The following is a 22,062-nucleotide window of genomic DNA, read 5'->3' as shown; positions in this document are numbered from 1 at the left end:
GGGTTCAGTCCTCGCGCCGGGCGGCTTCCCTGCGTTGCAGCAGGGCCAGTCCCAGCAGGCAGGCCGTGGGCATGGCGGCGCAATAGGCGACCAGCGGCCAGGCGCTGTCGCCGTTCAGCGTCAGCGTGGGCAGCGTGCCCAGCGCGGCCACGATCAGGCTCTGCACGGCGTAGTACAACGCCACCGCGGCGCCCGACGCGTCGCCGAAGTCCCGCAGCGCGCCATTGGCGCTGACCGATACGATCAGCACCATGCCGGCCGCCACCAGCCACATCGGCATCACGAAGGTGGCAAAGGACGGCGTCCGCATGGCGGCGCAGCCGGCCAGGAGCGCCGCGCCCGCCAGCATCGTTGCAGCGCCGCGCGCGAAACTGCCGGCGATGCCCCAGCGCGCCACCAGGCGCGGCGCCAGCCGCGTGGCCGCGATCATGACCAGCGCGACCGTCGAGAAGGCCGCGCTGAAGGCCATGTGTGAGTAGCCGGCGGCGCCCATGAGCACGCGCGGCGAGGTCGAGAAGAACACGAAGAAGGCGCCCATCGCCGCGCTGAATCCCAGCGTATAGATCCAGAACCGCAGGCTGCCCAGCATGGGCGCGAAGCCGGGCCGCCGCGCGCCCGGCGTGGATGGACGGGTCTCGCGCCAGCGCGGCACGGCGCGCAACCACGCCAGCAGGCCCGCCGCGCCCAGCGCGACGAAGATCGCCCGCCAGCCGAAGCCCGCCGCGATGGCCGCGCCGAGCATCGGCCCGAGCGCGGGGACGAAGGCCAGCATGGCGCTGAACAGGCCATAGATGGTGGCGCCTTCCGGCCGGTCGGCATAAACGTCGCGCACGGTGGCGAACATGGCCACCAGCGCCGCCGAGGCGCCTAGCGCCTGCAACAGCCGCAGCGCGACGAACAGCCCGCCGCTGCCGGCGGCTGCCAGCGCCAGCGACGCGGCGGCATACAGCAGCGCGCCGCCCAGCAGCACCGGCCGCCGGCCGATGCGGTCGGACAGCGGGCCGAAGATCAATTGGCCCAGTCCCAGCATCAGCATGTAGATGCTGAGGGTCAGCTGGACCATGGCGGGCGTGGTCTGCAAGGCCGCGGGCATGGTCGGCACCACGGGCAGGTACACGTCCATCGCCAGCGAGGCGAGCAGGTCGAAGGGGGCCATCAGCGCGAGCGCGGGCGGCAGGGGGCCGGCCCAGATATCGGGGCGGGCAGGGGAAGAATGGGTGGGCATGGCAAGGCCTCCGCACGGAAAGAAAATCCGGCGGCGATCTGCCTGGATGAGGCTCAGCGAGGGGACTCAATGAGGGGCGATCGCCGCAACGACTGGGGTTCAGGTGTCGTTGCGGCTCAGCGATCCGTGAGCGGGCCTGGCGTCATGGGAAGAATGTGTGTGGCAGGGAATCTGGACGCTGAAGTCTATCCGATCTGGCGCAAGGGCGTGCCATGCGCCGTGGCGTGGCACGCGCGGGCGCATCGCGCCGAGCATTTTTTATGCGTGGACGCGCGCCCGGCCGCGCCTCAAGATGACGATCCGGCGCGCGCGATTCGAACCCGGCGCGCGGCCGACACGCAAGGAGTCATGAAGCATGGATGCCGCGACACTCGAAGGCCGGCTGGAATTCATCCGCCGGGCCGAACGGCTCAAGGATGTGCTGCGCAGCGGCCGCACGTCCGGCGCGCGCCAGGAAAGCACGGCCGAGCACAGCTGGCGCCTGTGCCTGATGGCGATGCTGTTCCAGGATGGCCTCGCGGGGCTGGATCCGCTGCGCGTGCTGCAGCTGTGCGTGGTCCATGATCTGGGCGAGGCGCTGGGCGGCGACGTGCCGGCGATCGCGCGCGACGCGCATCCGGACAAGAGCGAACGCGAGCGCCGCGACCTGCTGCAATTGGCCGGCAGCCTGGATCCGGCGGCGCGCGGGCGGCTGCTGGCGCTGTGGGACGAGTACGAGGCCGCCGTCACGCCGGAGGCCCGCGCGGTGAAGGCGCTGGACAAGATGGAAACCATCCTGCAGCACAGCCAGGGCGACAATCCGCCCGATTTCGACTACGGTTTCAACCTGGCCTATGGCCGCGACTACGCGCAGCACGACGAGCTGTTGCGCGCGCTGCGGGCGTTGGTAGACGAGGCCACGGCGCGCCGGATGGCGACCACGCGCGCCGATTCATCATCCGCTTGAACCGATCCGGCTCCGACCCGGCCCACAGACCATGCGTAGCACCCCAGAGGCCGGCCCGTTCCGGCAAGACATACTGAACGCGGCAACCACCAGCATGGCCTGCGCGCCCGCCAGGGAAATGCTGCTTCGCCACCGCGCGGCGGGCTGGACGCGGGACCGCATGTACGCGGAGCTGGCGTCCATGGCCGTGGCGGCGCCGGAGCATGAAGACTACCTGCATGACCTGATGGACTTCGTTTCCGGCTATTGTTCTCCCGCCATGAGGATTTTCGATTGAATCGCGTGCCGACGGGAGATTGACATGCAGGTGTTCAAGACGCTGGCCGAGCTGCTGCGGGCCATCCCCGCGCTGGAATCCAGGGAGTGGATCTACGTGAACCTGGACGCGTGGCGCGCGACGCCGGAGCGGGCCGTGTTCTATTCCATTCCGGAAACGTATCTGGAGGCACTGGACGATGACGAGATCTACCTGGACGACGAAGACCTGGAAATGCCGCTTTCCGTCCAGGGCTTGAACCTGCGCGGCTGGATGCTGGCCGGGGATGTGCAATACATCGCTAGCCGGTTGAATGGCGAGGACCCGGCAGAATTCATCGCCCAGGTGAATCACTACCGAGAGTACGACAGCTTCAAATGACCGACTCAGCCTCCAAGTCTCCCGGCGCGACCGCGCCTGCCACGGACATCGCGCTCGGCCTCGCATCCCGCCATTCGCTGCGGGCGTTCATCGCTCAGCGCATGGGCCAGCGCATGGGCCAAGACGGGCTGGCCGAGGTCGGCGATGCGCTGTACCGGCTGGACGTCGGCGCCGAGGATCTGACGGACGCCAACAACGCGTTCGGCGAGGCGGGCTTCCTGATTTCCTGGGTCGAAACCCGGAAGGCGAAGCGCGGGCTGTCGTGAGCGACGACCGTTTTCCGCGCGCAAGCGCGCATCCCGAATCCCGCGCGCTGTTGCATTGACAGGCCCTAGTCGGCCACGCCGTCCGGCAGCCTGGCGATCACCTTGAGTTCAAAGTCAAACCCATACAGCCAGGTAACGCCCACGCCGGTCAGCGTGGGATAGGGCGCCTGTCCCCAGAACTCGGGAACGATGCGCCAGATGCGTTCGAACTTCGAGGCGGGGTCGACGATGAAGACGGTCACGTCGACCACGTCGTCGAAGCTGCAGCCGGCGGCGGCCAGCACGGCGTTGAGGTTGCGGAATGCCAGCCGCACCTGTTCGTCCAGGTCCGGCTCGGGCGAGCCGTCCGCGCGGCTGCCGACCTGGCCCGAGACGAACAGGAAACCGTTGGCCCTGACCGCCGGGGAATAGCGGTTGCGCTCATAAAGCGCCTGGCGCCCGGGGGGAAAGACGACGTCGCGTTGGGTCATGCCTGATCTCCGTGTACAGGCCGGCTGGCCTGGATGTGTGTGAACCGATGCCGCACTGTAGGAGACGCCGCGCCGCCGATAAACGGGCAAGCCTGTCCAGCACTGTTTGTAGAATGCAAACAATCTGGTGTAGGGCAGGAGACACGCATGGACCGATTCGACGCTATGCAGGCATTCGCGCGGGTGGTGGAGACGGGCAGTTTCACCAAGGCGGCCGAGACGCTGCGCATCAGCCGCACCAGCGTGACGCAGCTGGTGCAGCAGCTGGAGGCGCGGCTGCGCGTCAGGCTGTTGAACCGCACGACTCGCCAGGTCAATGTCACGGCCGACGGCGCGGCCTATTACGAACGCGTGCTGCGCCTGCTGGCCGACATGGACGATGCCGAGACCAGCCTGTCCGGCGCCTCGGCCTCGCCCCGGGGCCGGCTGCGCGTGGATGTGCCCAGCCCCTTCGCGCGCATGGTGCTGGTGCCGGCCTTGCCGGCCTTCCATGCGCACCATCCCGAGATCCAGCTGGACCTGGGCGTGAGCGACCGCAAGGTGGACCTCATCGGCGAGAACGTGGACTGCGTGATCCGCGGCGGCGAGCTGCAGGACCAGTCGCTGCGCGCGCGCCGCGTGGCGGACCTGCGGCTGGGCGTGTATGCGTCGCCGGGCTATCTGGCGATGGCGGGCGTGCCACGGCATCCGGGCGAGCTGGAAGACTCGCACCATCGCATCGTGGGCTATCTGTGGGCGCGGCTGGGGCGGGCGCTGCCCTATGCCATGCAGCGCGGCGACGAACGCCTGCGCGTGCACGGACGCTACGCGCTGGCGGTGGACGACGGCAACGCCTATCTGCAGGCCGGCCTGGCGGGGCTGGGCATCTTGTGGCTGCCCGACTACATGGCGCGGCCGCATCTGGCCAGCGGCGAGCTGGCGCGGCTGTTCGAGGACTGGCACATGGAAACGATGCCGATGTACCTGGCCTATCCGCCCAATCGCCACGTCAGCGCCAAGCTGCGCGCCTTCATCGACTGGGTCGTGGAATTGATGGCGCGGCAGGCGTAGCAACGTCGGGCCAGGAACTCAGGCCGTCTCCAGCGGATTCAAGCGATCGGCGATCTCGCGCTGCACCCGTCGCAAGTGCTGGCGCATCGCCTGTTCGGCGGCGTCCGGCGAACGCGCGGCGATGGCTTCGGCGATGGCGCGGTGTTCCTGGTCGCGTTGCTGGATGCGCTCGCTCGTGATCGCGCTGGCCGTGGGCACGTGCAGCCTGTGGTCGGATCCGACGCGGCGCAGGAAGGCATACAGGCTGGCCGCGAGCTGGTTGCCGGAGCTGTCGGCCAGCAGCTTGTGGAAGGCGATATCGCCGATGGTGCGTGTCACGTCCTGCGGCGTGGTGGCGGCTTCCAGGATCTTGGCGATCTGCACCGGCGAGGCGCGCACCGCCGCCAGGCGCGCGATGGCCGGCTCCAGCACGATGCGCAGCTCGATGACCTCCAGCGCATTGGTGCCCTGGACCACCACGTCGCTCTTGAGCACCGGACTGTCGTTGCGGCGGATGATGGGGCGGGGCAGTTCGGCGGCGTCGCGCATCGTCTCCAGCGCCAGCCGCAGGCGATGCCGCTTCACCTTCAGCTGATCGGCCAGCAGGCGCTCGGGCGGCAGCTCCTCTCCCTTGCCGATCATGGCGCGGATCTGCGTGATCAGGCGCGTGACGTCATTCGAAACTTCGGGTTGCCTTGTGCGTGCCATGAGTTTCCCGCCTCCGGTTTTTTTGCGTACATCTTATGGGCGGAATATGCGCCCAGCAATATCGAAAACCCTGAATGGTTGTTAATTGGTGGTTATTCGGTTGTTAATTCGCAAATGCCTGATTTGCATGGGTAAAAGTCGAAAAAATAAGGGTCGGAAAATCGCGTTTAGGGGTTTTCCATAAAAAAACCAGAATCGCGTTTACACAACCATTGGTTGTTATTAGATTTTGTTCCGCTGAATCCTGATAACCATTCAAAGGGGAATGTGTATGCACGCGACCGAGGTCGCCGGCGATGCGCGCGCGGCGGAATTGCTGTCCATGTATGAGCAGATCGAACGGAGGCACATGTTTCCGTTCTGGGCGCGCGGAGACAGCGCGCACGACGACATCAGCCAGCTGACCAACGGCCCCAAGCCGGTGCCGCACCGCTGGTCGTACCGCGACGACATCCAGCCCCTGCTGGCCCAGTCGGCGCGCCTGATCTCCACCGAGCACACCGACCGCCGCTCGCTGATCCTCATCAACCCGGGCCTGGCGCCGCGCCGCGCGACGGTGTCCACGCTGTACACCGCCTATCGCCAGAACGATCCCAACGAACTCATGCCGCCGCACGCGCACACGGCCAGCGCCGTGCGCTTCGGCCTGACGGGCCGGCAGAACTTCACGGGCGTGGAGGGCGAGGACATCACCTTCCTGCCCGGCGACATGGTGCTGACGCCGCGCGACACCTGGCACAACCACGGCAACCTGGGCGGCGAGCCGGCCATCAACCTGTCTGTGCTGGACTATCCGCTGGTCGAGAACCTGAACGCCCTGTCGTTCCAGCACGACTACCAGGAAAACGGCGAGGTCGTGCGCAAGCAGAGCGCGCGCTTCCAGACCGAGTATTCGCGCATGGTCTACGGCGCCGGCGGTCTGACGCCGCGCTTTCTCGACCACCGGCGTGGCGGCGGCGATTCCTCGCCCATGTTCGTGTACCGCTACGAAGCCATGCGCGAGCTGTTGTATCGCTTTCGCGACTGGGACGAATCGCCGCACGAGGGCGTGTCGATCGAATACACGCATCCGCTGCGGGGCGGCCCGGTTTACCGGACCATGACCTTCTTCATGCAGATGGTGCGGCCGGGCGAGACCACGCTGCCGCTCAAGCAGACCGCCAACCTGCTGGTGTCGCCGTTCAGCGGCCAGGGCAGCATGACGATGGGCGAACAGCGGCATGCGCTCGAACCGTTCGACACGGTCGCCGTGCCCAGCGAGAACTGGGTGCAGTACCGCAACGACGCCACCGAGCCGCTGATCCTGTTCATCGCCAGCGACGAGCCGGCGCTGCGCGCCATGGGCCTGTTCCACCAGTGGGGACGCACGGCCGGCGGCGACCTGGTCGAGCTGGTCTGAGGGAGCCTGGCCTTGGCTAAACAATGGAACACCTCGCTGCTCGCCCACGTCGATTGCGAGGGCGGCGGACAGGTCTGGGTGGAGGGCGCGACGATGTATGTCTCGCACATGCGTCCGCCCTATGGCACCTCGATCTACGACGTTGAAGACCCGCGCCGCCCGCGCCTGCTGGCGTCGCTGGAAGTGCCCATCGGCTGGCATTCGCACAAGGTGCGCGTGCGCGACGGCCTGATGATCGTCAACTATGAGAAGTTCCGCAGCGGCGCCGACGATTTCGGCGGCGGGCTGGGCATCTACGACGTCAGCCGGCCGGACCGTCCGCGCCTGATCACGCACTGGAAGACCGGCACCCAGGGCGGCGGCGTGCACCGCTACGACTTCGACGGTCGCTATGCCTATATCTCGCCGACGGCGCCGGGCTACATCGGCAACATCGTCAAGATCCTGGACCTGCGCGATCCGGCGAAGCCCGAGGAAGTGGGGCGCTGGTGGATTCCCGGCCAGCACGAGGCCGGCGGCGAAAACTATCCCTGGGACAACTACGTGCCGCCGCGCTGCCACCATCCGCTGCGCATGGGCAACCGCCTGTACGTGTCGTACTGGCATCACGGCATGTTCATCCTGGACATCGAGGACATGGCGCGCCCGCGCCTGGTGTCGCAGTTCAACACCGGGCCGGCCCATCCGCATCCCACGCACACGGCGCTGCCCATACCGGGGTTGCTCAAGGGCCGCCAGATCCTGGTGGTGGCGGACGAGGACGTGGCCAAGCTGCGGCCGTCGCCGCCGGCCTTCACCTGGTTCTTCGACATCACGGACGAGCGCCAGCCCATGCCGATCTCCACCTTCCAGGTCGACGGCGTGGACCCTGACGGCCAGCCGCAAGAAGCCATGTCCGGCTGTCACCAGCCGGCCGAGAAGTTCAGCGGCAATGTGCTGCCCTTCGCCTGGTTCGCACGCGGCCTGCGGCTGCTGGACATCAGCGATCCGTTCCGGCCGCGCGAAGTGGGCTGCTACGAGCCCGACCCGCCGGCCGGCTGCGAACGCGCGTCGTCCAACGACGTCACCACCGACGACCGCGGGCTGCTCTACCTGCTGGACCGGCAGCGCGGCCTGGACATCATCGAAAGCTCCGTCTACGGGACCTGACCATGACCTATCTGCAACAAGCCTTTGGCAACAAGAATCCCAACCTGCCGTTCCATCCGGCGGTGCGGGCGGGCGACTATGTCTTCGTATCGGGCCAGGTGGCCAAGGACGAGAACGGCGTCATGCTGGAAGGCACCATCGAACAGCTGACGCGCGCCACCATCGAAGCGATGCGGCGGGCGCTGCGGGCGGCCGACTGCGACCTGGCCGACGTGGTCAAGGCCACCGTCTACCTGGAGGACGCGCGCGATTTCGGCCGCTACAACGGCGTGTTCAAGGAGTATTTCCCGGACGGGATGCTCGCGCGCACGACCGTGGAGGCCCGCGCGGTCATCGACACCAAGATCGAGATCGAGTGCATCGCCTACAAGCCGCAGCGGTCCTGAACGGCCGCGCAAACCATATATCAAGGGAGAATCATCATGCTGGAAGTTCTGGGACGCGCCACCTCGGGCAATGTGCAGAAAGTGCTGTTCCTGCTCGAAGAGCTGGGCACGCCGTACAAGCGCCACGATTACGGCAAGACCTTCGAGGGCACCACGCTCACGCCGCAGTACCAGGCCATCAACCCCACGCAGAAGGTGCCGACCCTGCGCGACGGCGAGCTGCACGTGTGGGAATCGCACACCATCCTGCGCTATGTGGCCAACAAGCAGGAAGCCCATGCGCTGTATCCGCGCGATCCCGCCGCGCGCAGCCAGGTCGAGCGCTGGATGGACTGGACGCTGGCTTCGCTCAACGTGGCCTACCTGGCCGGCTTCAAGGAAGCCAAGCTGCCGCCCGAGCAACTGAGCGAGGCGGCCGCCAAGCTGCTGTCCGCCGAGCTGTCGCTGCTGGACGGGCACCTGGCGGGCCGGCCCTGGGTCGCGGGCGAGGCCTTCTCCCTGGCCGACATCTGCCTGGCGCCGCTGGTGCGCCGCTGCCTGAAGTTCCCCCATCCCAAGCCCGAGCTGGCGCATCTGCGGCAATGGATGGCGCGCATCGAGCAGCGGCCGGCTTTCGCGGCGGCCGTGGCCGCGGGTTGAGGCGGGCCATGGACATGCAGGCGAATGCATCCGCCGGGCCCGGCCCGGCGCGGGAGGCGGCGCCCCTGGCGGCGCAGATACGGGCCCGTGGCCTGAACGTGGATTTCGACACCCGCGCCGGTTGCGTGCGGGTGTTGAGCGACATCGACATCGAGATCGCGAAAGGCTCGTTCACCTCCATCATCGGCCCTTCGGGCTGCGGCAAGAGCACGCTGCTGAAGGTGTTCGCCGGACTGGTGCCGCCGACCGGCGGCGAAGTCTCGGTGGCGGGCGTGCCGCCGGGCGAGGCGGTGCGGCAGCGGCGCGTGGGCATGGTGTTCCAGGAAGCGGCGCTGATGCCCTGGAAGACCGCGCTGGAGAACGTCTGTTCGCTGATGGCGCTGGTGGACGCGGTGCCGCGCGAGCGGCAACGCGACCGCGCGCTGGAACTGCTACGCCTGGTTGGCCTGGAGTACGCGGCCGACCGGTATCCGGCGCAGCTGTCCGGCGGCATGCGCCAGCGCGTATCCATCGCGCGCGCCCTGGCACTGGATCCCGAGGTGCTGATGATGGACGAGCCCTTCGGCGCGCTGGACGCCATCACGCGCGAGCACATGAGCGACTTCCTGCTGGAGATCTGGCAGCGCACCGGCAAGACCGTGGTGTTCGTCACGCACTCCATCGACGAGGCGGTCTACCTGTCCGACAGCGTCTACGTCATGGCCACCAATCCGGCGCGCATCGTGCAGAAGCTGGATATCGGCCTGCCGCAGCCCAAGAACGAGGCGACCTTTTCCAGCCCGATATTCCACCAGAAGTCTTTCCAGTTGCGGCAGCTGCTCAAGGCAGGGCATGCGCCGGGGAGCGGAAAATGAGCATGAGCACGACCTTGAAAGAACCCGCCGCGCCCGCGCGGCCCGCGTCCGGCCGGCTGCGCCAGGCCTGGCGCGCCGCCTTGCCCAGCCTCGCGCTGGTGCTGCTGATCGTGGCGCTGTGGGAGGCGGCGGTCCGGTTGCTGCAGGTGTCGGCCTTCGTGGTGCCGGCGCCGTCGGCCATCGTCGCCGTGCTGTTCGAACGCCAGGACGAGCTGTTCCAGGCCAGCCTGGTCACGGGCGCGGAAATCCTCTACGGCTTTCTGTGTTCCTGCGTGGTGGGCATCGCGCTGGCGCTGTTGGTGGACCGATACGCCTGGTTCGGCCGCGCCAGCTATCCGCTCATCGTGCTGTTCCAGAACGTGCCGAAGATCGCGCTGGCGCCGCTGCTGATCCTGTGGTTTGGCTATGACCTGCTGCCCAAGATCGCCCTGATCGTCATCATGGCCTTCTTTCCGGTCACGTTGAACATGCTGGTGGGCCTGCGCTCGGCCGATGCCAACCTGATGTCGCTGCTGCAGTCCATCGGCGCGACGCCGGGCCAGATCATGGCGCGCGTGAAGATCCCGTCCTCGCTGCCGGCCCTGATGGCGGGCATGAAGGTCGCGATCACCCTGAGCGTGATCGGCGCGATCGTCGGCGAATTCGTCGGCGCCTCGGCCGGGCTGGGCTACATGATCCAGTTCGCCTCCAGCCAGATGGATACGGCGCTGGTGTTCGCCGCGCTGGTGCAGATATCCGTCCTGGGCGTCTTCTTCTATTACCTGATCGAGCTGGCCGAGCTGCGGTTCCTGGGCTGGGCGGCACGCTGAAGCATCGACAACCAACAAGGGGAAAATCATGATCAAGCGTAGCAAGCTGTGCGGCCTGCTGGGCGCGCTGGCCCTGGCCGGCGCGGTCCAGGCCCAGACCAAGGATGCCGTCACCGTGCAGCTGGACTGGGTGGTGCGCGGCAACCATGCGCCGTTCTTCGTGGCGCGCGACAAGGGCTATTTCGCCGAGCAGGGCATCGACGCGGGCACGATCCGCAAGGGCACCGGCTCCACCGACGCGCTGCGGCTGGTGGCCAACGGCAACGCCGACTTCGGCTTCTCGGACCTGCCCACGCTGATGGTGGGTCGGTCGCAGGGCATCGCCAACACGGCGCTGGTGGCGGTCAACCAGAAGACGCCGCTGGCCATCATCTCGGTGAAGAAGAACTTCGACCTCAAGTCCGTGCAGCAGCTCAAGGGCGCCAATATCGGCGTGCATCCGGCCGGGTCCACCTACATCTTCCTGAAGGCGGCGCTGGCCAGGAACGGCCTCTCGCTCAACGACATCAAGCAGTCCACGGTGTCGCCGCCCTATGAGAACTTCCTGCTGCTCAACCGCGTGAACGCGGTGCCGGGCTATATCGACGCCGAAGTGCCCGAGCTGGAGCACAAGGCCGGCGGCCCCGGCTCGCTGTCGGTGCTGCACGGCGCGGACCTGGGCATCCAGAGCTATGGCTCGGGCATGTTCACGGCCGACAAGACCATCGCCGAGCGGCCGGACCTGGTGCGCCGCTTCGTGGCCGCCTACATGAAGGGCTATGCCGACGTGATCCAGGATCCGGGCGCGGCGGCCGACTCGCTGATCAAGAACAACCCGGAATACAAGGGCAAGAAGGAGATGCTGGTGGCGCAGTTGCAGGCCGACCTGGACTACACCTTCTTCAGCGCCCATACCCGCGAGCACGGGCTGGGCTGGATCGATCCGGCGCAGTGGCAGGCCACCGCCACGCTGTACAAGGAGCAGGGCGCGCTGGCGGCCAGCTTCGATGACAGCAAGGGCTTCGATACCCGCTTCCTGCAACAGGCCGGCCCGGTCAAACGCTGAGGAACCCAGGCATGAATCCGAAGACGCACGACACGGCCAGCGGCCCGGTGGCCTTGCCCACCCAGGCCGGCCTGTACTACGGCGGCGCCTGGCACGCGCCGCGGTCCGACCGCTGGATGGAGGTCCGCGCGCCGGGCACCGGCGAGCTGCTGATGCGCGTGGCCGAGGCTGGCCGCGAGGATGTGGCCCGGGCCGCGCGCGCCGCGCGGGAGGGCCATGCCACCTGGCGTCGCACGGCGCCGCTGGCGCGCGCGGCCGTGTTGCGCCGCATTGCCCAGCGGCTGCGCGACAACGCCGCCCAACTGGCCCTGCTGGACGCGCTGGACTGCGGCAATCCCGTGAGCGAGATGGGCTCGGACGTCATGGTGGCCGCCGCGCTGCTGGACTTCTTCGCGGGGCTGGTGACGGAACTCAAGGGCGACACCATACCGATGGGGCCGGACGCCCTGAACTACACCGAGCGCGAGCCGCTGGGCGTGGTCGCGCGCATCGTGGCGTTCAACCATCCGCTGCTGTTCGCCATGGGCAAGCTGGCCGCGCCGCTGGCGGCGGGCAACGCCGTCATCATCAAGCCGCCGGCGCAGGCGCCGCTGTCGGCGCTGCGCTGCGCCGAGCTGATCGGCGACCTGCTGCCGCCGGGCGTGCTGGCCATCCTGCCGGGCGGCGGCGAGGCCGGCGCCGCGCTGGCCGAGAGTCCCGACGTGGACATGATCGGGCTGGTCGGCAGCATCGCCACGGGCCGCAAGGTCATGCAGGCGGCCGCTGGCCGCATCAAGCCGGTGGCGCTGGAGCTGGGCGGCAAGAATCCCTTCGTGGCCTGCGCCGACGTCGACCCGGCGCAGGCGGCGCGCGCCATCGTCGACGGCATGAACTTCACCTGGTGCGGCCAGTCCTGCGGCTCGACCAGCCGCGCCTTCGTCCACCGCGACATCTACGACGAGGTCTGCCGCCACGTGGTCCAGGCCTGCGGCGCCTATGTGCCCGGCGATCCGACCGATCCGGCCACCACGATGGGCGCGATGATCAGCGCCGAGCATCGCGACCGCGTCAAGCGCGTCATCGACGAGGCTAGCGGCGGCCGGCTGCTGCATGGCGGCGCCATTCCGACCCGTGGCGTGCCGGCGGGCGGCCATTATCTGGAACCCACCGTGTATGCCGACGTGCCCGCCGATTCGGCGCTGGCGCGCGAGGAACTGTTCGGGCCGGTGCTGGCGCTGATGCCCTGGCATGACGAGGCGGCGATGCTGGACCAGATTCGCGGCCTGGACGTGGGCCTGACGGCGGCCATCTGGACGGCGGACCTGTCGCGGGCGCACCGGCTGGCGCGCGAGATCGACGCCGGCTTCGTCTGGATCAACGAGGTGGGCAAGCACTTCCTGGGCGCGCCCTATGGCGGCGTGCGGCAGTCCGGCATCGGCCGCGATGAGTGCTTCGGCGAGATGCTGTCCTTCACGCGGGAGAAGAACGTGCATGTGAACTTCAGGCAGGTGGCGAGAGCATGAGCGCGGAGTACGACTACATCATCGTCGGCGCCGGCTCGGCCGGCTGCGTGCTGGCCAACCGCCTGAGCGCGCAGGCGGACTGCCGCGTGCTGGTGCTGGAAGCCGGCCCCTGGGATCGCGATCCGCTGATCCATGTGCCGCTGGGCTGGGGCAAGATCCTGCAGAAGCGGCTGCACGACTGGGGCTACGACGCCGAGCCGGCCGAGCACGCCGATGGCCGCGCGATCGAGTGCGCGCGCGGCAAGGTGGTGGGCGGCAGCTCGTCCACCAATGCCATGGCCTTCGTGCGCGGCCATCCGGGCGATTTCGCCCGCTGGGCGCGCGACTACGGGCTGGATGAATGGCGCTTCGAGGACACCCTGCCGTATTTCCGCCGCCTGGAGGACTGGGAGGACGGCGCCGGCGCCGAGCGCGGCGGCGGCGGCCCCTTGCGCGTGCAGCGCTGCCGCTACCAGGATCCGCTGCTCGACGCCTTCGCGGCGGCGGCCGGACAGGCGGGCCATCCCTGGCTGGAGGACTACAACGCGCGGCCCGCCGGCGGCTTCTCGCGCCTGCAGATGTCGATTCGCCAGGGCCGGCGCTGCAGCGCCGCGACCGCTTATCTGCGGCCGGCGCTGCGGCGGTCCAACCTGCGCGTGGAGACCGGCGCGCATGTGCTGGGCCTGGATTTCGACGGCGATCGCGCCACCGGGCTGCGCTATGTGCGCGGCGGCCGGCAGCAGACGGCGCGGGCGCGGCGCGAGGTCATCCTCGCCGCCGGCGCGATCAACACGCCGGCCATCCTGATGCACTCGGGCATCGGGCCGGCGCGGACGCTGGAGCAGGCCGGGCTGCCGGTGCGGCTGGACCGCCCCGGCGTGGGCGCCAATTTGCAGGACCACATCTCGGTCATCGTGACGGCGCGGCGGCGCGCGCCCGGTCCCTTCGTGCGCGAGCTGCGGCTGGACCGCATCGGCCGCTCGATGGTGCGCGCCTACATGGGCGGCGAGGGTTTCGCCGGCGACGTGCCGGGCGGAGTGGTGGGCTTCGTGCAGCCCGACGGCATGGACACGCCCGACCTGCAATTCCTGCTGACGGCGGCGCCGTTCACGGCCCGGCCCTGGCTCAAGCCCTGGCGCCAGCCGTTCCAGGACGGCTTCGCCGTGCGCACGGTGCTGCTGCATCCGCGCAGCCGGGGCCGCATCACGGTGGCGGGCGCGGATCCGCTGGCCGCGCCGCGCATCGATCAGAACTTCCTGGCCTGCCAGGAGGACCGGGAGCGGGTGCGCGATTCGGTGCGCATCGCGCGCGACCTGATGCGCCAGCCGGCGCTGGGCGATTTCGTGCTCGACGAGCTGGCGCCGGGGCAGAGCGCCGAGGACGACCAGGCGCTGGACGCGTTCATCCGCCGCACGGCGATCACCGTGCACCACCCGGGCGGCACCTGCCGCATGGGCACGGAGCGCGATCCGATGGCGGTGGTGGACGGGCGTATGCGCTGCCTGGGCGTGCCGGGCCTGCGCATCGTCGACGCTTCCGTCATGCCCGACCTGACCTCGGGCAATATCAACGCGCCCGTGCTGATGCTGGCCGAGCGCGCCGCCGACTGGATCCGCGCATCATGATGCGGCTGTCCCTGAGCCGGCACCGCTGCGTCAGCCTGCTGCCGCTGGCGGCGGGCGCGGTGCGCAGGCTGGACGATTTCTTCGCCGTGGACTGCCTGGACGCCGACGAGCGACTGCCGGCGGACACGGCGGCGCTGATCGTCCGCTCATGCATGCTGGCCGGACTGCGCCAGAACGGCCTGCCGGCCAGCGTGCGCTCGGTGACGGTTGTCGGGGGAGCGGTGTCGGCGGACTTCCTGGACCATATGTGCGCGCGGCGCGTGCTGGTCACCTGTCCGGGCGTGGACGACGCCGCCTGCGAGGACCAGGCCATGGAGGTCTGCCACGATGTGATGGCGGCCTTCGGCTTCGGCCGGCTGGGCGCGCGGCCGCGCAACGTGGTCAACGACGTGCTGTTATGTGACTGCTGCTAGGGGCCTGAGCCGGCCGGGCCGCGCAGCGCGTGCGCGGCGGCGGCGCGCTGCGTGGCCGCGCCGAGCAGGCAGGCCAGGTCCGTGCCCGTCGAGACCAGGCAGCCCAGCGGCGCGGCGGCCAGTTCGCGCAGCAGCGCGGGCTGGGCCGCCAGTCCGCCCAGGCCCAGCGCCTTGCCCGCACCCAGGCAGGCCTGGCGGATGCGGGCCAGCGCAAGCCGCAGCGTCGGGTGGTCCCATTGCCCGGCCAGGCCCAGGTCCGCCGCCAGATCGTGCGCGCCGATGAACAGCAGGTCTAGGCCGTCCACCGAGGCGATGGCCTCGATTTCGTCCAGCGCGGCTTGGCTTTCGATCATCACGGCCGTCAGCACGCTGGCGTCCAGCGCCGCCATGGCCTCGGCCTGCGGCAGGTCGCGGTAGCCCAGCGCCGCCTGTCCGCCGGCGTAGGAACGGCGGCCGCGCGGCGGATGGCGGCAGCAGGCCACGACCCGCGCCGCGTCGGCGGCCGATTCGACCTGCGGCGCGATGATGCCGAGCGCGCCGCCGTCCAGCACGCGGCCGATCAACGCGGCATCGAGGGCGGGCACGCGCACCAGCGGCGTCACGCCCGCCTCGCGGGCGGCGTTGCAGATGCGGCTGGCGGATTGCAGCGACAGGGGGGAATGCTCCAGGTCGACGTACAGCGCGTCCAGGCCGGCGGTCGCGGCGATGCGGCCGATCTCGGGGCCGTCGAACAGGCGCACGATCAGCGAGGCGGCCAGGCCGCCTTCCCGCAGCGCGCGCAGCAATGGGTTGGTGAGCGTGGAATCGGACATGGCCGTGCCGGGCTAGACCCGTTGCGGACTGAACGACGCCGCGCGCCAGATCGACACCTGCTGCGCCACGAAGGTCCCGCGATTGCCGCGCTTGAATTCCTGCCAGGCCGGATCGGCCTCCAGCGCCGCGCGGCGGGCTTCGCGGTCGGCCATGCTGTCGTAGGCCCAGATGTGCAGCACCTGATTGAGCGTGCCGATGTCGCTGACGAAGAATCCCAGCAGGCGGCCCAGGTGGCGCATCTGCAGCGGCAGCGCCAGTTCGCGGTAGCGCGCGAGATAGGCTTCCATGCCGCCATGCGGCAGGGTGTAGGTGCGGTGTTCGATGATCATGACGGTTGTCTCCGGCGGCTCAGGCGGGCGGGGTCAGCACCGCGCCCCGGCTGAAAAAGGCGTCCAGGTTGTCCAGCACCAGATTTTCCATGGCGGCGCGGGTTTCCTGCGTCGAGGCGGCCACGTGCGGCAGCACCACGACCTTGTCGCGGCCCAGCAGCGCGGCCGGCACGCGCGGTTCGTCGGCGTAGACGTCCAGCCCGGCGCCGGCGATGCGGTCCGTCTCGATGGCGCGCGTCAATGCGGCTTCGTCCACCACGCTGCCGCGCGCCACGTTGATGAGGAAACCGTCGGACCCCAGCGCGTCCAGCACCGCTTCCGACACCAGATGGCGCGTGGCCGGGCCGCCCGGACAGGACAGCACCAGGAAGTCGGCCCAGCGCGCCAGCGCCGGCAGGTCGGGCTCGAACGGCATGCCAGCGTCCTTCTTGGGCGCGCGGCCGTGGTAGCGCAGCGCCATGTCGAAACCGGCGGCGCGGCGCGCGATGGCGCGGCCGATACGGCCCAGGCCGACGATGCCCAGCCGCTTGCCGCTGACGCGCGTCGCCAGCGGGTAGGGGCCGTCGGGCCAGCGGCCCGCCTGCACGTGGCGGTCGGCGCCGGGAATGCGCCGCGCCGTGGCCAGCAGCAGTCCGAAGGCCAGATCGGCGACGCAGTCGTCCAGCACGTCGGGCGTGGTGCTGACCTGCACGCCGTGGCGGCGCGCCGCATCCAGGTCGATGCCGTCGTAGCCCACGCCGAAGCAGGCCAGCACGCTACCGGTCAGGCAGGCGAACATAGCCTCGGTGCAGCCATGGCGCGACATGGTCACGCCGCCTGCGTAGCGGCCGCGCGAGGCGCGCAGCCAGGCGTCGCGGTCGGGCTGTTGCCACAGCGCGTCCAGTTCGTAGCGTTCGGCCAGCGCGACGCGCAGGCCCGGTGGCAGCGGGCCGATCATCAGCAGGCGGCGTCGTTCCGTCACGGTGGTCATTCCGTGCGGATGCCGGCCTGGCGGATCATGGGCACCCAGCGGTCCAGGTCGGCGTCGAGCTTGGCCTGGAAATCCGCCGCGCCCAGCGGGCCGGAGAGGCCCGCGTCTGCCAGCTTGCGCGCCAGCTCGGGCTTGGCGATGACCCTGGCGAAAGCCTGTTCCAGGCGCTGGCGCGTGGCCAGCGGCGTGGCGGCGGGCGCCAGCGCGCCGTACCAGTTGCTCATCCGCAGCGCCGGCAGGCCGGCCTCCTGTGCGCTGGGCACGTCGGGCAGATAAGGTGAGCGCTGGGTGTCGTAGATGACGATGGCCTTGACGCGTCCGTCCTTCATATAGGGCTGCAGCACTGGCACGTCGGCATTGACCATGTCCACCCGACCGGCGATCAGGTCGATCAGCGCTGGCGCGGCGCCGCGATAGGGCACGTGGGTGGCTTTGGCGCCGGCGGCGATGTTGAACAGCTCGCCGCCGATGTGCATGGTCGAGCCCACGCCGCTGGAGCCATAGCTGAGCGGCGCGCCGGACTTGGCCAGTTTCACCAGTTCGGCGGGCGTGGACACGCCCAGCGAGTTGCGCACCACCAGCAGGCTCTGGACCTGGCCGAACAGGTATAGCGGCGTCAGGTCCTTGCGCGGGTCGTAGGGCAGGTGGGGCGTGGTGCCGGCGGACATGACGTAGCCCAGCGTCGCCACCAGCAGGGTCTGGCCGTCGGGCGCCGCCTTGGCGACCGCGTTGGCGCCGATGGTGCCGCCGGCGCCGCCCCGGTTTTCCACCACCACGGTCGCGCCCAGCTCGGCCGACAGGTCCGGCGCCACCAGCCGCGCCACCTGGTCGACCGGGCCGCCCGGCGCGAAGGGCACGACCAGCTTGACCACGCCCTCGGCGCGCGCCGGACCGGCCATCAACAAGGCGGCGCAGAGCGCCGCGGCGAATACTCTCTGCATGTCTGTCTCCTCCTGTGCCGCTGGCGCGGCGACGATGGGGCGCGCGGTGGCCGCGTCTGGTCCCCGGTGTGCGATGGGCTGCTCAGCCCCGGTAGCGCGGTTCCGGCAGGCCTTTCACGCCCACGTCCAGCGCGAACAGGCCGCCGGCCAGCGGTTCCAGCGCCAGTTTTTCCGGCGTCAGTCGCTGCGAGTGGCTGGTGACGTACAGCACGTCCAGGCCCGCGCCGCCGAAGGCGGGGCAGGTCGGGTTGGTGACCGGCAGCTGGATCACGCGGTCCACGCGGCCGTCCGGCGCCAAGCGCACCAGCTGGCCGGTGGCGACCATGCAGTTCCATACATAGCCGTCAGCGTCCACCGTGGCGCCGTCGGGACGGCCGAGCTGATGGGTCCAGTCCTTGAAGACGCGCCGGTTCGAGATCGCGCCGTCGTCCAGGTCGTAGTCGAAGACCCAGATCACCTGGTTGTGCGTGTCCGCGAAATACATGCTTCGGTCGTCCGGACTCCAGGACAGGGCATTGGGCAGCACGAAGCCGTCGAGCATGGCGTGGCAGCGATGGTCCGGATCGAAGCGGTACAGCGTGCCGGCGGGCTCGCGCTTCTGGTCCAGCATGCTGCCGACCCAGAAGCGGCCGCGGCGATCGCACTTGCCGTCGTTCAGGCGGTGGCCGGGCTTGTCGCTTTCGGGGTTGACGACGGCTTGCGGCGGCAGGCCGCTGGCGGGGTCGTAGAAATACAGGCCGTGGTTGGTGGCTAGCACGAAGCCGCCGGCCTCGCGCAGCGCGATGGAGCCGACCAGCAGCGTCTCGGGCAGGCGCTGCGCCGTGTGGCGGCCGGTGGCGGGATCATGGGATTGCAGCGCGGGGCGGCGCACGTCGACCCACCACAGGCGTTGGCTGCGGTCGCACCACAGGGGCACTTCGCCGAGGATGTCGGCGCTTTGGACTACGCATTGGATGTCGGGGTTCATGGCTGACGGGAACGGGTTGGAAATCGGGGCTACTTGTAGCGGGTGGCGGCCAGCGTGGCCAGGTCGACGCCGCGCGCGATGTCGGCCTTCTGGCGCGCATCGCCGGCGTGCACGCGCTCGGCGGCTTCCAGCACGGCCAGCGCGTGGGCATGGGGCACAAAGACCACGCCGGCGTCGTCGGCCACGACCAGGTCGCCGGCCTGCACCGGCATCCGCGCGATATGGACCGTGCCGTTGATCTCGGCCGTGCGCAGCCGCCACTTGCCGGTGATGGGCGTGGGGCCGCGCGACCAGATCGGGAAGCCCAGTGCGCGCGAAGCGTCGGGATCGCGGTGGCCGCCGTCGACGATGGCGCCGGCGCAGCCGCTGCGGCTGGCGACGGCGGCGGACTGGCCGCCCAGGTTCGACACGCCGTGCAACCCTTCGATGACCACCACGTCGCCCGGCTCGGCCAGGTTGTAGGCTTCGTGCTCGCCCATCATGCCCTTGCCGCTGGCGGCGGCCGCGGCGACGCTGTCGGCGCGCGGCACGTTGCGCACCGTGACGGCCTGGCCGACCAGGCGCCGGCCGGGCAGCGTGGGCGCCAGCTCCGACGCCGGCACCGCGCCTTGCAGCCCGAGCTGGTCCAGCGCATCGGAGACGGCGCCGCTCAGGTCTTCCAGCGCGGCGTAGCGCCGCAGCAGGCCGGGGTCCAGGCGCGGCAGGGACAGCAGGCGTATGGCGTCGGGCGGCACGCGGCCGGTGAGGGGTTTGCTGGGCATGGGCATCCGGGAAGGGAAGCGCGCCGAAGCGCGGGGTGGCATGCGGGCGGGAGGGCAGGCTGGGCTCTCCTTTTTTTCATGCTATCCCGGATACTGTGATATTGAACAAAATTTTAAATAGTAGGATTGTGATTATTTAATGATCAATCCGGCTACACTGGCACTTGCTCCCGACCCAGCCAGGAATCCGTCCCGCCATGTCTTCCAGCCTTGCCCGCGCCTTCGATGTCCTGGACCTCTTCACGCTGGAAACGCCCAGGCTGACCAGCGAGGAAGTCAGCGCGCGGCTGGGCTATTCGCGCTCGATGGCCTATCGCTACCTGAAGGAATTGTGCGACGCCGGCCTGCTGGTGCCGCAGTCCGGCGGCCAGTACGGGCTGGGGCCGCGCATCATCGAGCTGGAGCGCCTGGTGGCGCTGACCGATCCGCTCTACCTGGCCGGCCGCGCCGTGCTGAAAGGGCGGTCGCGCGAAGACAGCGCCTATCTGCTGCAGAACCTGTACGAGGACAAGGTGCTGTGCATCTACAAGGAAGGCCCGGACGTGCTGGAGCATGCCGGGCGGCGCACGGTGATCCTGCGCGCGCGCGGCCAGCCGTTTCCGTTGTTCCAGGGGTCGGGCTCGCTGGCGCTGCTGGCCTTCCTGCCGCATCACCGGATCCGCCAGGCCTATCTGCGCAGCGCGCAGGCCATTGCCGCGGCCGGGCTGGGCGAGGACTGGGCCGCCTTCCGGCGCGCGCTGGCGGCGATCCGCAAGGCCGGCTATGCCATCAGCCACGAGCAGATCGCGCCGGGGCTGGGCGGCGTGGCCGTGCCCATCCTGTTGCCTGACGACGGCGCGCTGGTGGGCAGCCTGGCCTGGAGCTTTCCGATCGAGCGCATGGATCCGGACGCCGAGGCGCGCTGGGCGCGCGAGCTGGCGCGGGTGGCGGCCGAGATCGCGCGCGAGTATGTGGCGCAGGCGGGCCGGCCCGCGCACTAGCGGCCTTCGCGGGCCGTGCAGATCTGGTGCAGGCAGGCGCGCAGCCAGCGGTGCGCCGGGTCGGCGTCCATGCGCGGATGCCACAGCATGGATACCGTGAACGCCGGCAGTTCCAGCGGCAGCGAGAAACGCCGCATGTCCGCGAGCAGCGCGGCGCAGAATTTCTCCGGCACGGTGGCGATCAGATCGCTGTCGCGGGCCAGCGCCAGCGCCTCGGCGTAGCCGCCGACGTAGGCAGCGATGCGGCGGCTCAGGCCTTGCGCCGCCAGCGCCTCGTCCACCGGCCCGCGTTCGAGTCCGCGGCGCGTGGCCATGACGTGCGCGCCCGAGGCGTAGCGGGCGGCGCTGACCTTGCCGCGCGCCAGCGCATGCCCGGCGCGCACCACGCCGACATGGCGGTCGCGGAACAGCGCGCGCGTGTACAGCTCCGGGCCGGCGGTGTCGCCGACCACGCCGATGTCCAGGTCGATCTCGCCGTCGCGCAGCGGATCGCTGAGCTTGTCCGTCTTGGGTACGAAGCGCAGCCGCGCATCCGGCGCTTCCTCGGCCAGCCGGGCCAGCAGGCGCGCGCCGAAGGCTTCGACGAAACCGTTCTGGGCGCGCAGCGTGAACACGCGCTCCAGCCGCGCCAAGTCGGGCAGCTCGGCCGGACGCAGCACCGCTTCGGCGTCGCGCACCAGCTGGCCGACCTGCGCGCGCAGCGCCAGCGCGCGCGGCGTGGGCACCAGGCCGCGGCCGGCGCGCACCAGCAGGGGATCGCCGGTGGTTTCGCGCAGCCGCGCCAGCGCGCGGCTCATGGCCGAGGGGCTCAGGCGCAGGCGCCGGGCGGCGCGCACCACGCTGCCTTCGGCCAGCAGCACGTCCAGCGTGATCAGCAGATTGAAGTCGGGGGAGGACATGCGGCGACCATATCACGGGGCGTCTAACAGGTGGCGTCCAGTGCACGAATAAAGTGCAAATGCTGCGTCTTCCGCCAGCATTGCCGCGCTCCTATCCTGACGGTCGATCCGTGCCCGCCGTCGCGGCGGCGCGCCTTTTCTTCCCACCGCAGGACAGACCGTGAAGCTTGCTCCATTGACACCAGATCCATCGACGCCGGCCGCTGGCGCCGCCGCCGCCGCGCTTGATTCCGATCCGCCGCGCGCGCCCGCGCCGCAAGCCGCGCCGGCCAGGCGCGCGCCGCCGGCGGCCGCCTTCGCCGGCCTGGCGCTGTCCTCGCT

Annotated in this window: 26 protein-coding genes; 16 read left to right on the top strand and 10 right to left on the bottom strand. The window is 69.7% G+C overall.

What is annotated here, in order from left to right; all coding sequences use genetic code 11:
- Window positions 1-4 precede the first annotated feature (4 nt).
- The gene (cml, locus tag AC6LJ9_RS23640) at window positions 5-1,225 is read right to left on the bottom strand and encodes a CmlA/FloR family chloramphenicol efflux MFS transporter (RefSeq protein WP_498149438.1); all 1,221 of its coding nucleotides are present in this window, start codon (window positions 1,223-1,225) and stop codon (window positions 5-7) included.
- 355 nt (window positions 1,226-1,580) lie between these two features.
- Here cml and AC6LJ9_RS23635 point away from each other — a divergent pair, with 355 nt between their 5' ends.
- Genes AC6LJ9_RS23635 through AC6LJ9_RS23620 form a run of 4 tightly spaced genes read left to right on the top strand, consistent with a single transcriptional unit; the run spans window position 1,581 to window position 3,074 of the window.
- Window positions 1,581-2,171, top strand: a complete 591-nt coding sequence (locus AC6LJ9_RS23635; protein ID WP_498149437.1) for an HD domain-containing protein — start codon at window positions 1,581-1,583, stop codon at window positions 2,169-2,171.
- A gap of 31 nt (window positions 2,172-2,202) precedes the next feature.
- Window positions 2,203-2,448: a hypothetical protein gene (locus tag AC6LJ9_RS23630; RefSeq protein WP_498149436.1), complete on the top strand. Its 246-nt coding sequence runs from the start codon at window positions 2,203-2,205 to the stop codon at window positions 2,446-2,448.
- Between the two features lie 24 nt (window positions 2,449-2,472).
- Entirely contained in the window at window positions 2,473-2,808 is a 336-nt protein-coding gene (locus tag AC6LJ9_RS23625; RefSeq protein WP_498149435.1) for a hypothetical protein, read from the top strand.
- Window positions 2,805-3,074 (top strand): hypothetical protein, encoded by a 270-nt coding sequence (locus AC6LJ9_RS23620; protein ID WP_498149434.1) that lies wholly within the window; start codon window positions 2,805-2,807, stop codon window positions 3,072-3,074. The genes AC6LJ9_RS23625 and AC6LJ9_RS23620 overlap by 4 nt, the downstream gene beginning before the upstream one ends.
- A gap of 65 nt (window positions 3,075-3,139) precedes the next feature.
- Here the strand turns inward: AC6LJ9_RS23620 and AC6LJ9_RS23615 are convergent, their stop codons facing one another.
- Window positions 3,140-3,544, bottom strand: a complete 405-nt coding sequence (locus AC6LJ9_RS23615) for a RidA family protein (RefSeq protein ID WP_498149433.1) — start codon at window positions 3,542-3,544, stop codon at window positions 3,140-3,142.
- Window positions 3,545-3,691: 147 nt separating this feature from the next.
- Between AC6LJ9_RS23615 and AC6LJ9_RS23610 the strand changes: the two genes are divergently transcribed.
- The gene (locus AC6LJ9_RS23610) at window positions 3,692-4,594 is read left to right on the top strand and encodes a LysR family transcriptional regulator (RefSeq protein WP_498149432.1); all 903 of its coding nucleotides are present in this window, start codon (window positions 3,692-3,694) and stop codon (window positions 4,592-4,594) included.
- A gap of 18 nt (window positions 4,595-4,612) precedes the next feature.
- Here the strand turns inward: AC6LJ9_RS23610 and AC6LJ9_RS23605 are convergent, their stop codons facing one another.
- Window positions 4,613-5,281, bottom strand: coding sequence for a FadR/GntR family transcriptional regulator (locus tag AC6LJ9_RS23605; RefSeq protein ID WP_498149431.1), 669 nt, complete (start codon window positions 5,279-5,281; stop codon window positions 4,613-4,615).
- A 271-nt stretch (window positions 5,282-5,552) separates the two neighbouring features.
- Between AC6LJ9_RS23605 and AC6LJ9_RS23600 the strand changes: the two genes are divergently transcribed.
- The 10 genes from AC6LJ9_RS23600 to AC6LJ9_RS23555 are packed head-to-tail and all read left to right on the top strand — an operon-like array spanning window position 5,553 to window position 15,081.
- Complete coding sequence (locus AC6LJ9_RS23600; RefSeq protein WP_498149430.1) at window positions 5,553-6,680, top strand: cupin domain-containing protein; 1,128 nt, start codon at window positions 5,553-5,555, stop codon at window positions 6,678-6,680.
- Between the two features lie 12 nt (window positions 6,681-6,692).
- The gene (locus AC6LJ9_RS23595) at window positions 6,693-7,829 is read left to right on the top strand and encodes an LVIVD repeat-containing protein (protein ID WP_498149429.1); all 1,137 of its coding nucleotides are present in this window, start codon (window positions 6,693-6,695) and stop codon (window positions 7,827-7,829) included.
- A 2-nt stretch (window positions 7,830-7,831) separates the two neighbouring features.
- Window positions 7,832-8,215: a RidA family protein gene (locus tag AC6LJ9_RS23590; RefSeq protein WP_103274812.1), complete on the top strand. Its 384-nt coding sequence runs from the start codon at window positions 7,832-7,834 to the stop codon at window positions 8,213-8,215.
- A gap of 36 nt (window positions 8,216-8,251) precedes the next feature.
- On the top strand, window positions 8,252-8,854 hold the full coding sequence (locus AC6LJ9_RS23585) for a glutathione S-transferase family protein (protein WP_103274811.1): 603 nt from the start codon (window positions 8,252-8,254) through the stop codon (window positions 8,852-8,854).
- A gap of 8 nt (window positions 8,855-8,862) precedes the next feature.
- Window positions 8,863-9,708, top strand: a complete 846-nt coding sequence (locus AC6LJ9_RS23580; protein WP_498149428.1) for an ABC transporter ATP-binding protein — start codon at window positions 8,863-8,865, stop codon at window positions 9,706-9,708.
- Between the two features lie 2 nt (window positions 9,709-9,710).
- Window positions 9,711-10,517, top strand: coding sequence for an ABC transporter permease (locus tag AC6LJ9_RS23575; RefSeq protein ID WP_249205277.1), 807 nt, complete (start codon window positions 9,711-9,713; stop codon window positions 10,515-10,517).
- A gap of 28 nt (window positions 10,518-10,545) precedes the next feature.
- Window positions 10,546-11,562, top strand: coding sequence for an ABC transporter substrate-binding protein (locus AC6LJ9_RS23570; protein WP_498149427.1), 1,017 nt, complete (start codon window positions 10,546-10,548; stop codon window positions 11,560-11,562).
- 11 nt (window positions 11,563-11,573) lie between these two features.
- Window positions 11,574-13,064: an aldehyde dehydrogenase family protein gene (locus AC6LJ9_RS23565; RefSeq protein ID WP_498149426.1), complete on the top strand. Its 1,491-nt coding sequence runs from the start codon at window positions 11,574-11,576 to the stop codon at window positions 13,062-13,064.
- Window positions 13,061-14,668, top strand: coding sequence for a GMC family oxidoreductase (locus AC6LJ9_RS23560; protein WP_498149425.1), 1,608 nt, complete (start codon window positions 13,061-13,063; stop codon window positions 14,666-14,668). The genes AC6LJ9_RS23565 and AC6LJ9_RS23560 overlap by 4 nt, the downstream gene beginning before the upstream one ends.
- Complete coding sequence (locus tag AC6LJ9_RS23555; protein WP_498149424.1) at window positions 14,665-15,081, top strand: hypothetical protein; 417 nt, start codon at window positions 14,665-14,667, stop codon at window positions 15,079-15,081. Before AC6LJ9_RS23560 ends, AC6LJ9_RS23555 begins: the two co-directional genes overlap by 4 nt.
- On the opposite strand, the gene AC6LJ9_RS23550 is transcribed toward AC6LJ9_RS23555, so the two are convergent.
- The 6 genes from AC6LJ9_RS23550 to AC6LJ9_RS23525 form a co-directional block, all read right to left on the bottom strand.
- The gene (locus tag AC6LJ9_RS23550) at window positions 15,078-15,893 is read right to left on the bottom strand and encodes an HpcH/HpaI aldolase family protein (protein ID WP_498149423.1); all 816 of its coding nucleotides are present in this window, start codon (window positions 15,891-15,893) and stop codon (window positions 15,078-15,080) included. The genes AC6LJ9_RS23555 and AC6LJ9_RS23550 overlap by 4 nt on opposite strands.
- A gap of 12 nt (window positions 15,894-15,905) precedes the next feature.
- Window positions 15,906-16,223 (bottom strand): NIPSNAP family protein, encoded by a 318-nt coding sequence (locus AC6LJ9_RS23545; protein WP_212319914.1) that lies wholly within the window; start codon window positions 16,221-16,223, stop codon window positions 15,906-15,908.
- Window positions 16,224-16,242: 19 nt separating this feature from the next.
- Entirely contained in the window at window positions 16,243-17,160 is a 918-nt protein-coding gene (locus AC6LJ9_RS23540; protein ID WP_498149452.1) for a 2-hydroxyacid dehydrogenase, read from the bottom strand.
- 29 nt (window positions 17,161-17,189) lie between these two features.
- Window positions 17,190-18,134, bottom strand: coding sequence for a Bug family tripartite tricarboxylate transporter substrate binding protein (locus AC6LJ9_RS23535; RefSeq protein ID WP_498149422.1), 945 nt, complete (start codon window positions 18,132-18,134; stop codon window positions 17,190-17,192).
- A gap of 82 nt (window positions 18,135-18,216) precedes the next feature.
- Window positions 18,217-19,101: an SMP-30/gluconolactonase/LRE family protein gene (locus tag AC6LJ9_RS23530; RefSeq protein WP_498149421.1), complete on the bottom strand. Its 885-nt coding sequence runs from the start codon at window positions 19,099-19,101 to the stop codon at window positions 18,217-18,219.
- A 29-nt stretch (window positions 19,102-19,130) separates the two neighbouring features.
- Window positions 19,131-19,862, bottom strand: a complete 732-nt coding sequence (locus AC6LJ9_RS23525) for an RraA family protein (RefSeq protein ID WP_498149420.1) — start codon at window positions 19,860-19,862, stop codon at window positions 19,131-19,133.
- A 197-nt stretch (window positions 19,863-20,059) separates the two neighbouring features.
- Between AC6LJ9_RS23525 and AC6LJ9_RS23520 the strand changes: the two genes are divergently transcribed.
- Complete coding sequence (locus tag AC6LJ9_RS23520; protein ID WP_498149419.1) at window positions 20,060-20,842, top strand: IclR family transcriptional regulator; 783 nt, start codon at window positions 20,060-20,062, stop codon at window positions 20,840-20,842.
- Here AC6LJ9_RS23520 and AC6LJ9_RS23515 read toward each other — a convergent pair.
- Window positions 20,839-21,741 carry a LysR family transcriptional regulator gene (locus AC6LJ9_RS23515; RefSeq protein WP_498149418.1) on the bottom strand — a complete coding sequence of 301 codons (903 nt, stop codon included), beginning with the start codon at window positions 21,739-21,741 and terminating at the stop codon, window positions 20,839-20,841. The genes AC6LJ9_RS23520 and AC6LJ9_RS23515 overlap by 4 nt on opposite strands.
- Window positions 21,742-22,062: the final 321 nt, after the last annotated feature.

The organism is Achromobacter sp. 1011811831, assembly GCF_059760905.1.
Note: the sequence above shows the minus strand (reverse complement) of the source record. Positions and strands in the feature narration are given on the sequence as shown.

Bases quoted from the DNA above. Each gene is read 5' to 3' on its own strand.
- cml (WP_498149438.1), bottom strand. From the start codon at position 1,225: ATGCCCACCCATTCTTCCCCTGCCCGCCCCGATATCTGGGCCGGCCCC.
- AC6LJ9_RS23635 (WP_498149437.1), top strand. From the start codon at position 1,581: ATGGATGCCGCGACACTCGAAGGCCGGCTGGAATTCATCCGCCGGGCC.
- AC6LJ9_RS23630 (WP_498149436.1), top strand. From the start codon at position 2,203: ATGCGTAGCACCCCAGAGGCCGGCCCGTTCCGGCAAGACATACTGAAC.
- AC6LJ9_RS23625 (WP_498149435.1), top strand. From the start codon at position 2,473: ATGCAGGTGTTCAAGACGCTGGCCGAGCTGCTGCGGGCCATCCCCGCG.
- AC6LJ9_RS23620 (WP_498149434.1), top strand. From the start codon at position 2,805: ATGACCGACTCAGCCTCCAAGTCTCCCGGCGCGACCGCGCCTGCCACG.
- AC6LJ9_RS23615 (WP_498149433.1), bottom strand. From the start codon at position 3,544: ATGACCCAACGCGACGTCGTCTTTCCCCCCGGGCGCCAGGCGCTTTAT.
- AC6LJ9_RS23610 (WP_498149432.1), top strand. From the start codon at position 3,692: ATGGACCGATTCGACGCTATGCAGGCATTCGCGCGGGTGGTGGAGACG.
- AC6LJ9_RS23605 (WP_498149431.1), bottom strand. From the start codon at position 5,281: ATGGCACGCACAAGGCAACCCGAAGTTTCGAATGACGTCACGCGCCTG.
- AC6LJ9_RS23600 (WP_498149430.1), top strand. From the start codon at position 5,553: ATGCACGCGACCGAGGTCGCCGGCGATGCGCGCGCGGCGGAATTGCTG.
- AC6LJ9_RS23590 (WP_103274812.1), top strand. From the start codon at position 7,832: ATGACCTATCTGCAACAAGCCTTTGGCAACAAGAATCCCAACCTGCCG.
- AC6LJ9_RS23585 (WP_103274811.1), top strand. From the start codon at position 8,252: ATGCTGGAAGTTCTGGGACGCGCCACCTCGGGCAATGTGCAGAAAGTG.
- AC6LJ9_RS23580 (WP_498149428.1), top strand. From the start codon at position 8,863: ATGGACATGCAGGCGAATGCATCCGCCGGGCCCGGCCCGGCGCGGGAG.
- AC6LJ9_RS23575 (WP_249205277.1), top strand. From the start codon at position 9,711: ATGAGCACGACCTTGAAAGAACCCGCCGCGCCCGCGCGGCCCGCGTCC.
- AC6LJ9_RS23570 (WP_498149427.1), top strand. From the start codon at position 10,546: ATGATCAAGCGTAGCAAGCTGTGCGGCCTGCTGGGCGCGCTGGCCCTG.
- AC6LJ9_RS23565 (WP_498149426.1), top strand. From the start codon at position 11,574: ATGAATCCGAAGACGCACGACACGGCCAGCGGCCCGGTGGCCTTGCCC.
- AC6LJ9_RS23560 (WP_498149425.1), top strand. From the start codon at position 13,061: ATGAGCGCGGAGTACGACTACATCATCGTCGGCGCCGGCTCGGCCGGC.
- AC6LJ9_RS23555 (WP_498149424.1), top strand. From the start codon at position 14,665: ATGATGCGGCTGTCCCTGAGCCGGCACCGCTGCGTCAGCCTGCTGCCG.
- AC6LJ9_RS23550 (WP_498149423.1), bottom strand. From the start codon at position 15,893: ATGTCCGATTCCACGCTCACCAACCCATTGCTGCGCGCGCTGCGGGAA.
- AC6LJ9_RS23545 (WP_212319914.1), bottom strand. From the start codon at position 16,223: ATGATCATCGAACACCGCACCTACACCCTGCCGCATGGCGGCATGGAA.
- AC6LJ9_RS23540 (WP_498149452.1), bottom strand. From the start codon at position 17,160: ATGATCGGCCCGCTGCCACCGGGCCTGCGCGTCGCGCTGGCCGAACGC.
- AC6LJ9_RS23535 (WP_498149422.1), bottom strand. From the start codon at position 18,134: ATGCAGAGAGTATTCGCCGCGGCGCTCTGCGCCGCCTTGTTGATGGCC.
- AC6LJ9_RS23530 (WP_498149421.1), bottom strand. From the start codon at position 19,101: ATGAACCCCGACATCCAATGCGTAGTCCAAAGCGCCGACATCCTCGGC.
- AC6LJ9_RS23525 (WP_498149420.1), bottom strand. From the start codon at position 19,862: ATGCCCAGCAAACCCCTCACCGGCCGCGTGCCGCCCGACGCCATACGC.
- AC6LJ9_RS23520 (WP_498149419.1), top strand. From the start codon at position 20,060: ATGTCTTCCAGCCTTGCCCGCGCCTTCGATGTCCTGGACCTCTTCACG.
- AC6LJ9_RS23515 (WP_498149418.1), bottom strand. From the start codon at position 21,741: ATGTCCTCCCCCGACTTCAATCTGCTGATCACGCTGGACGTGCTGCTG.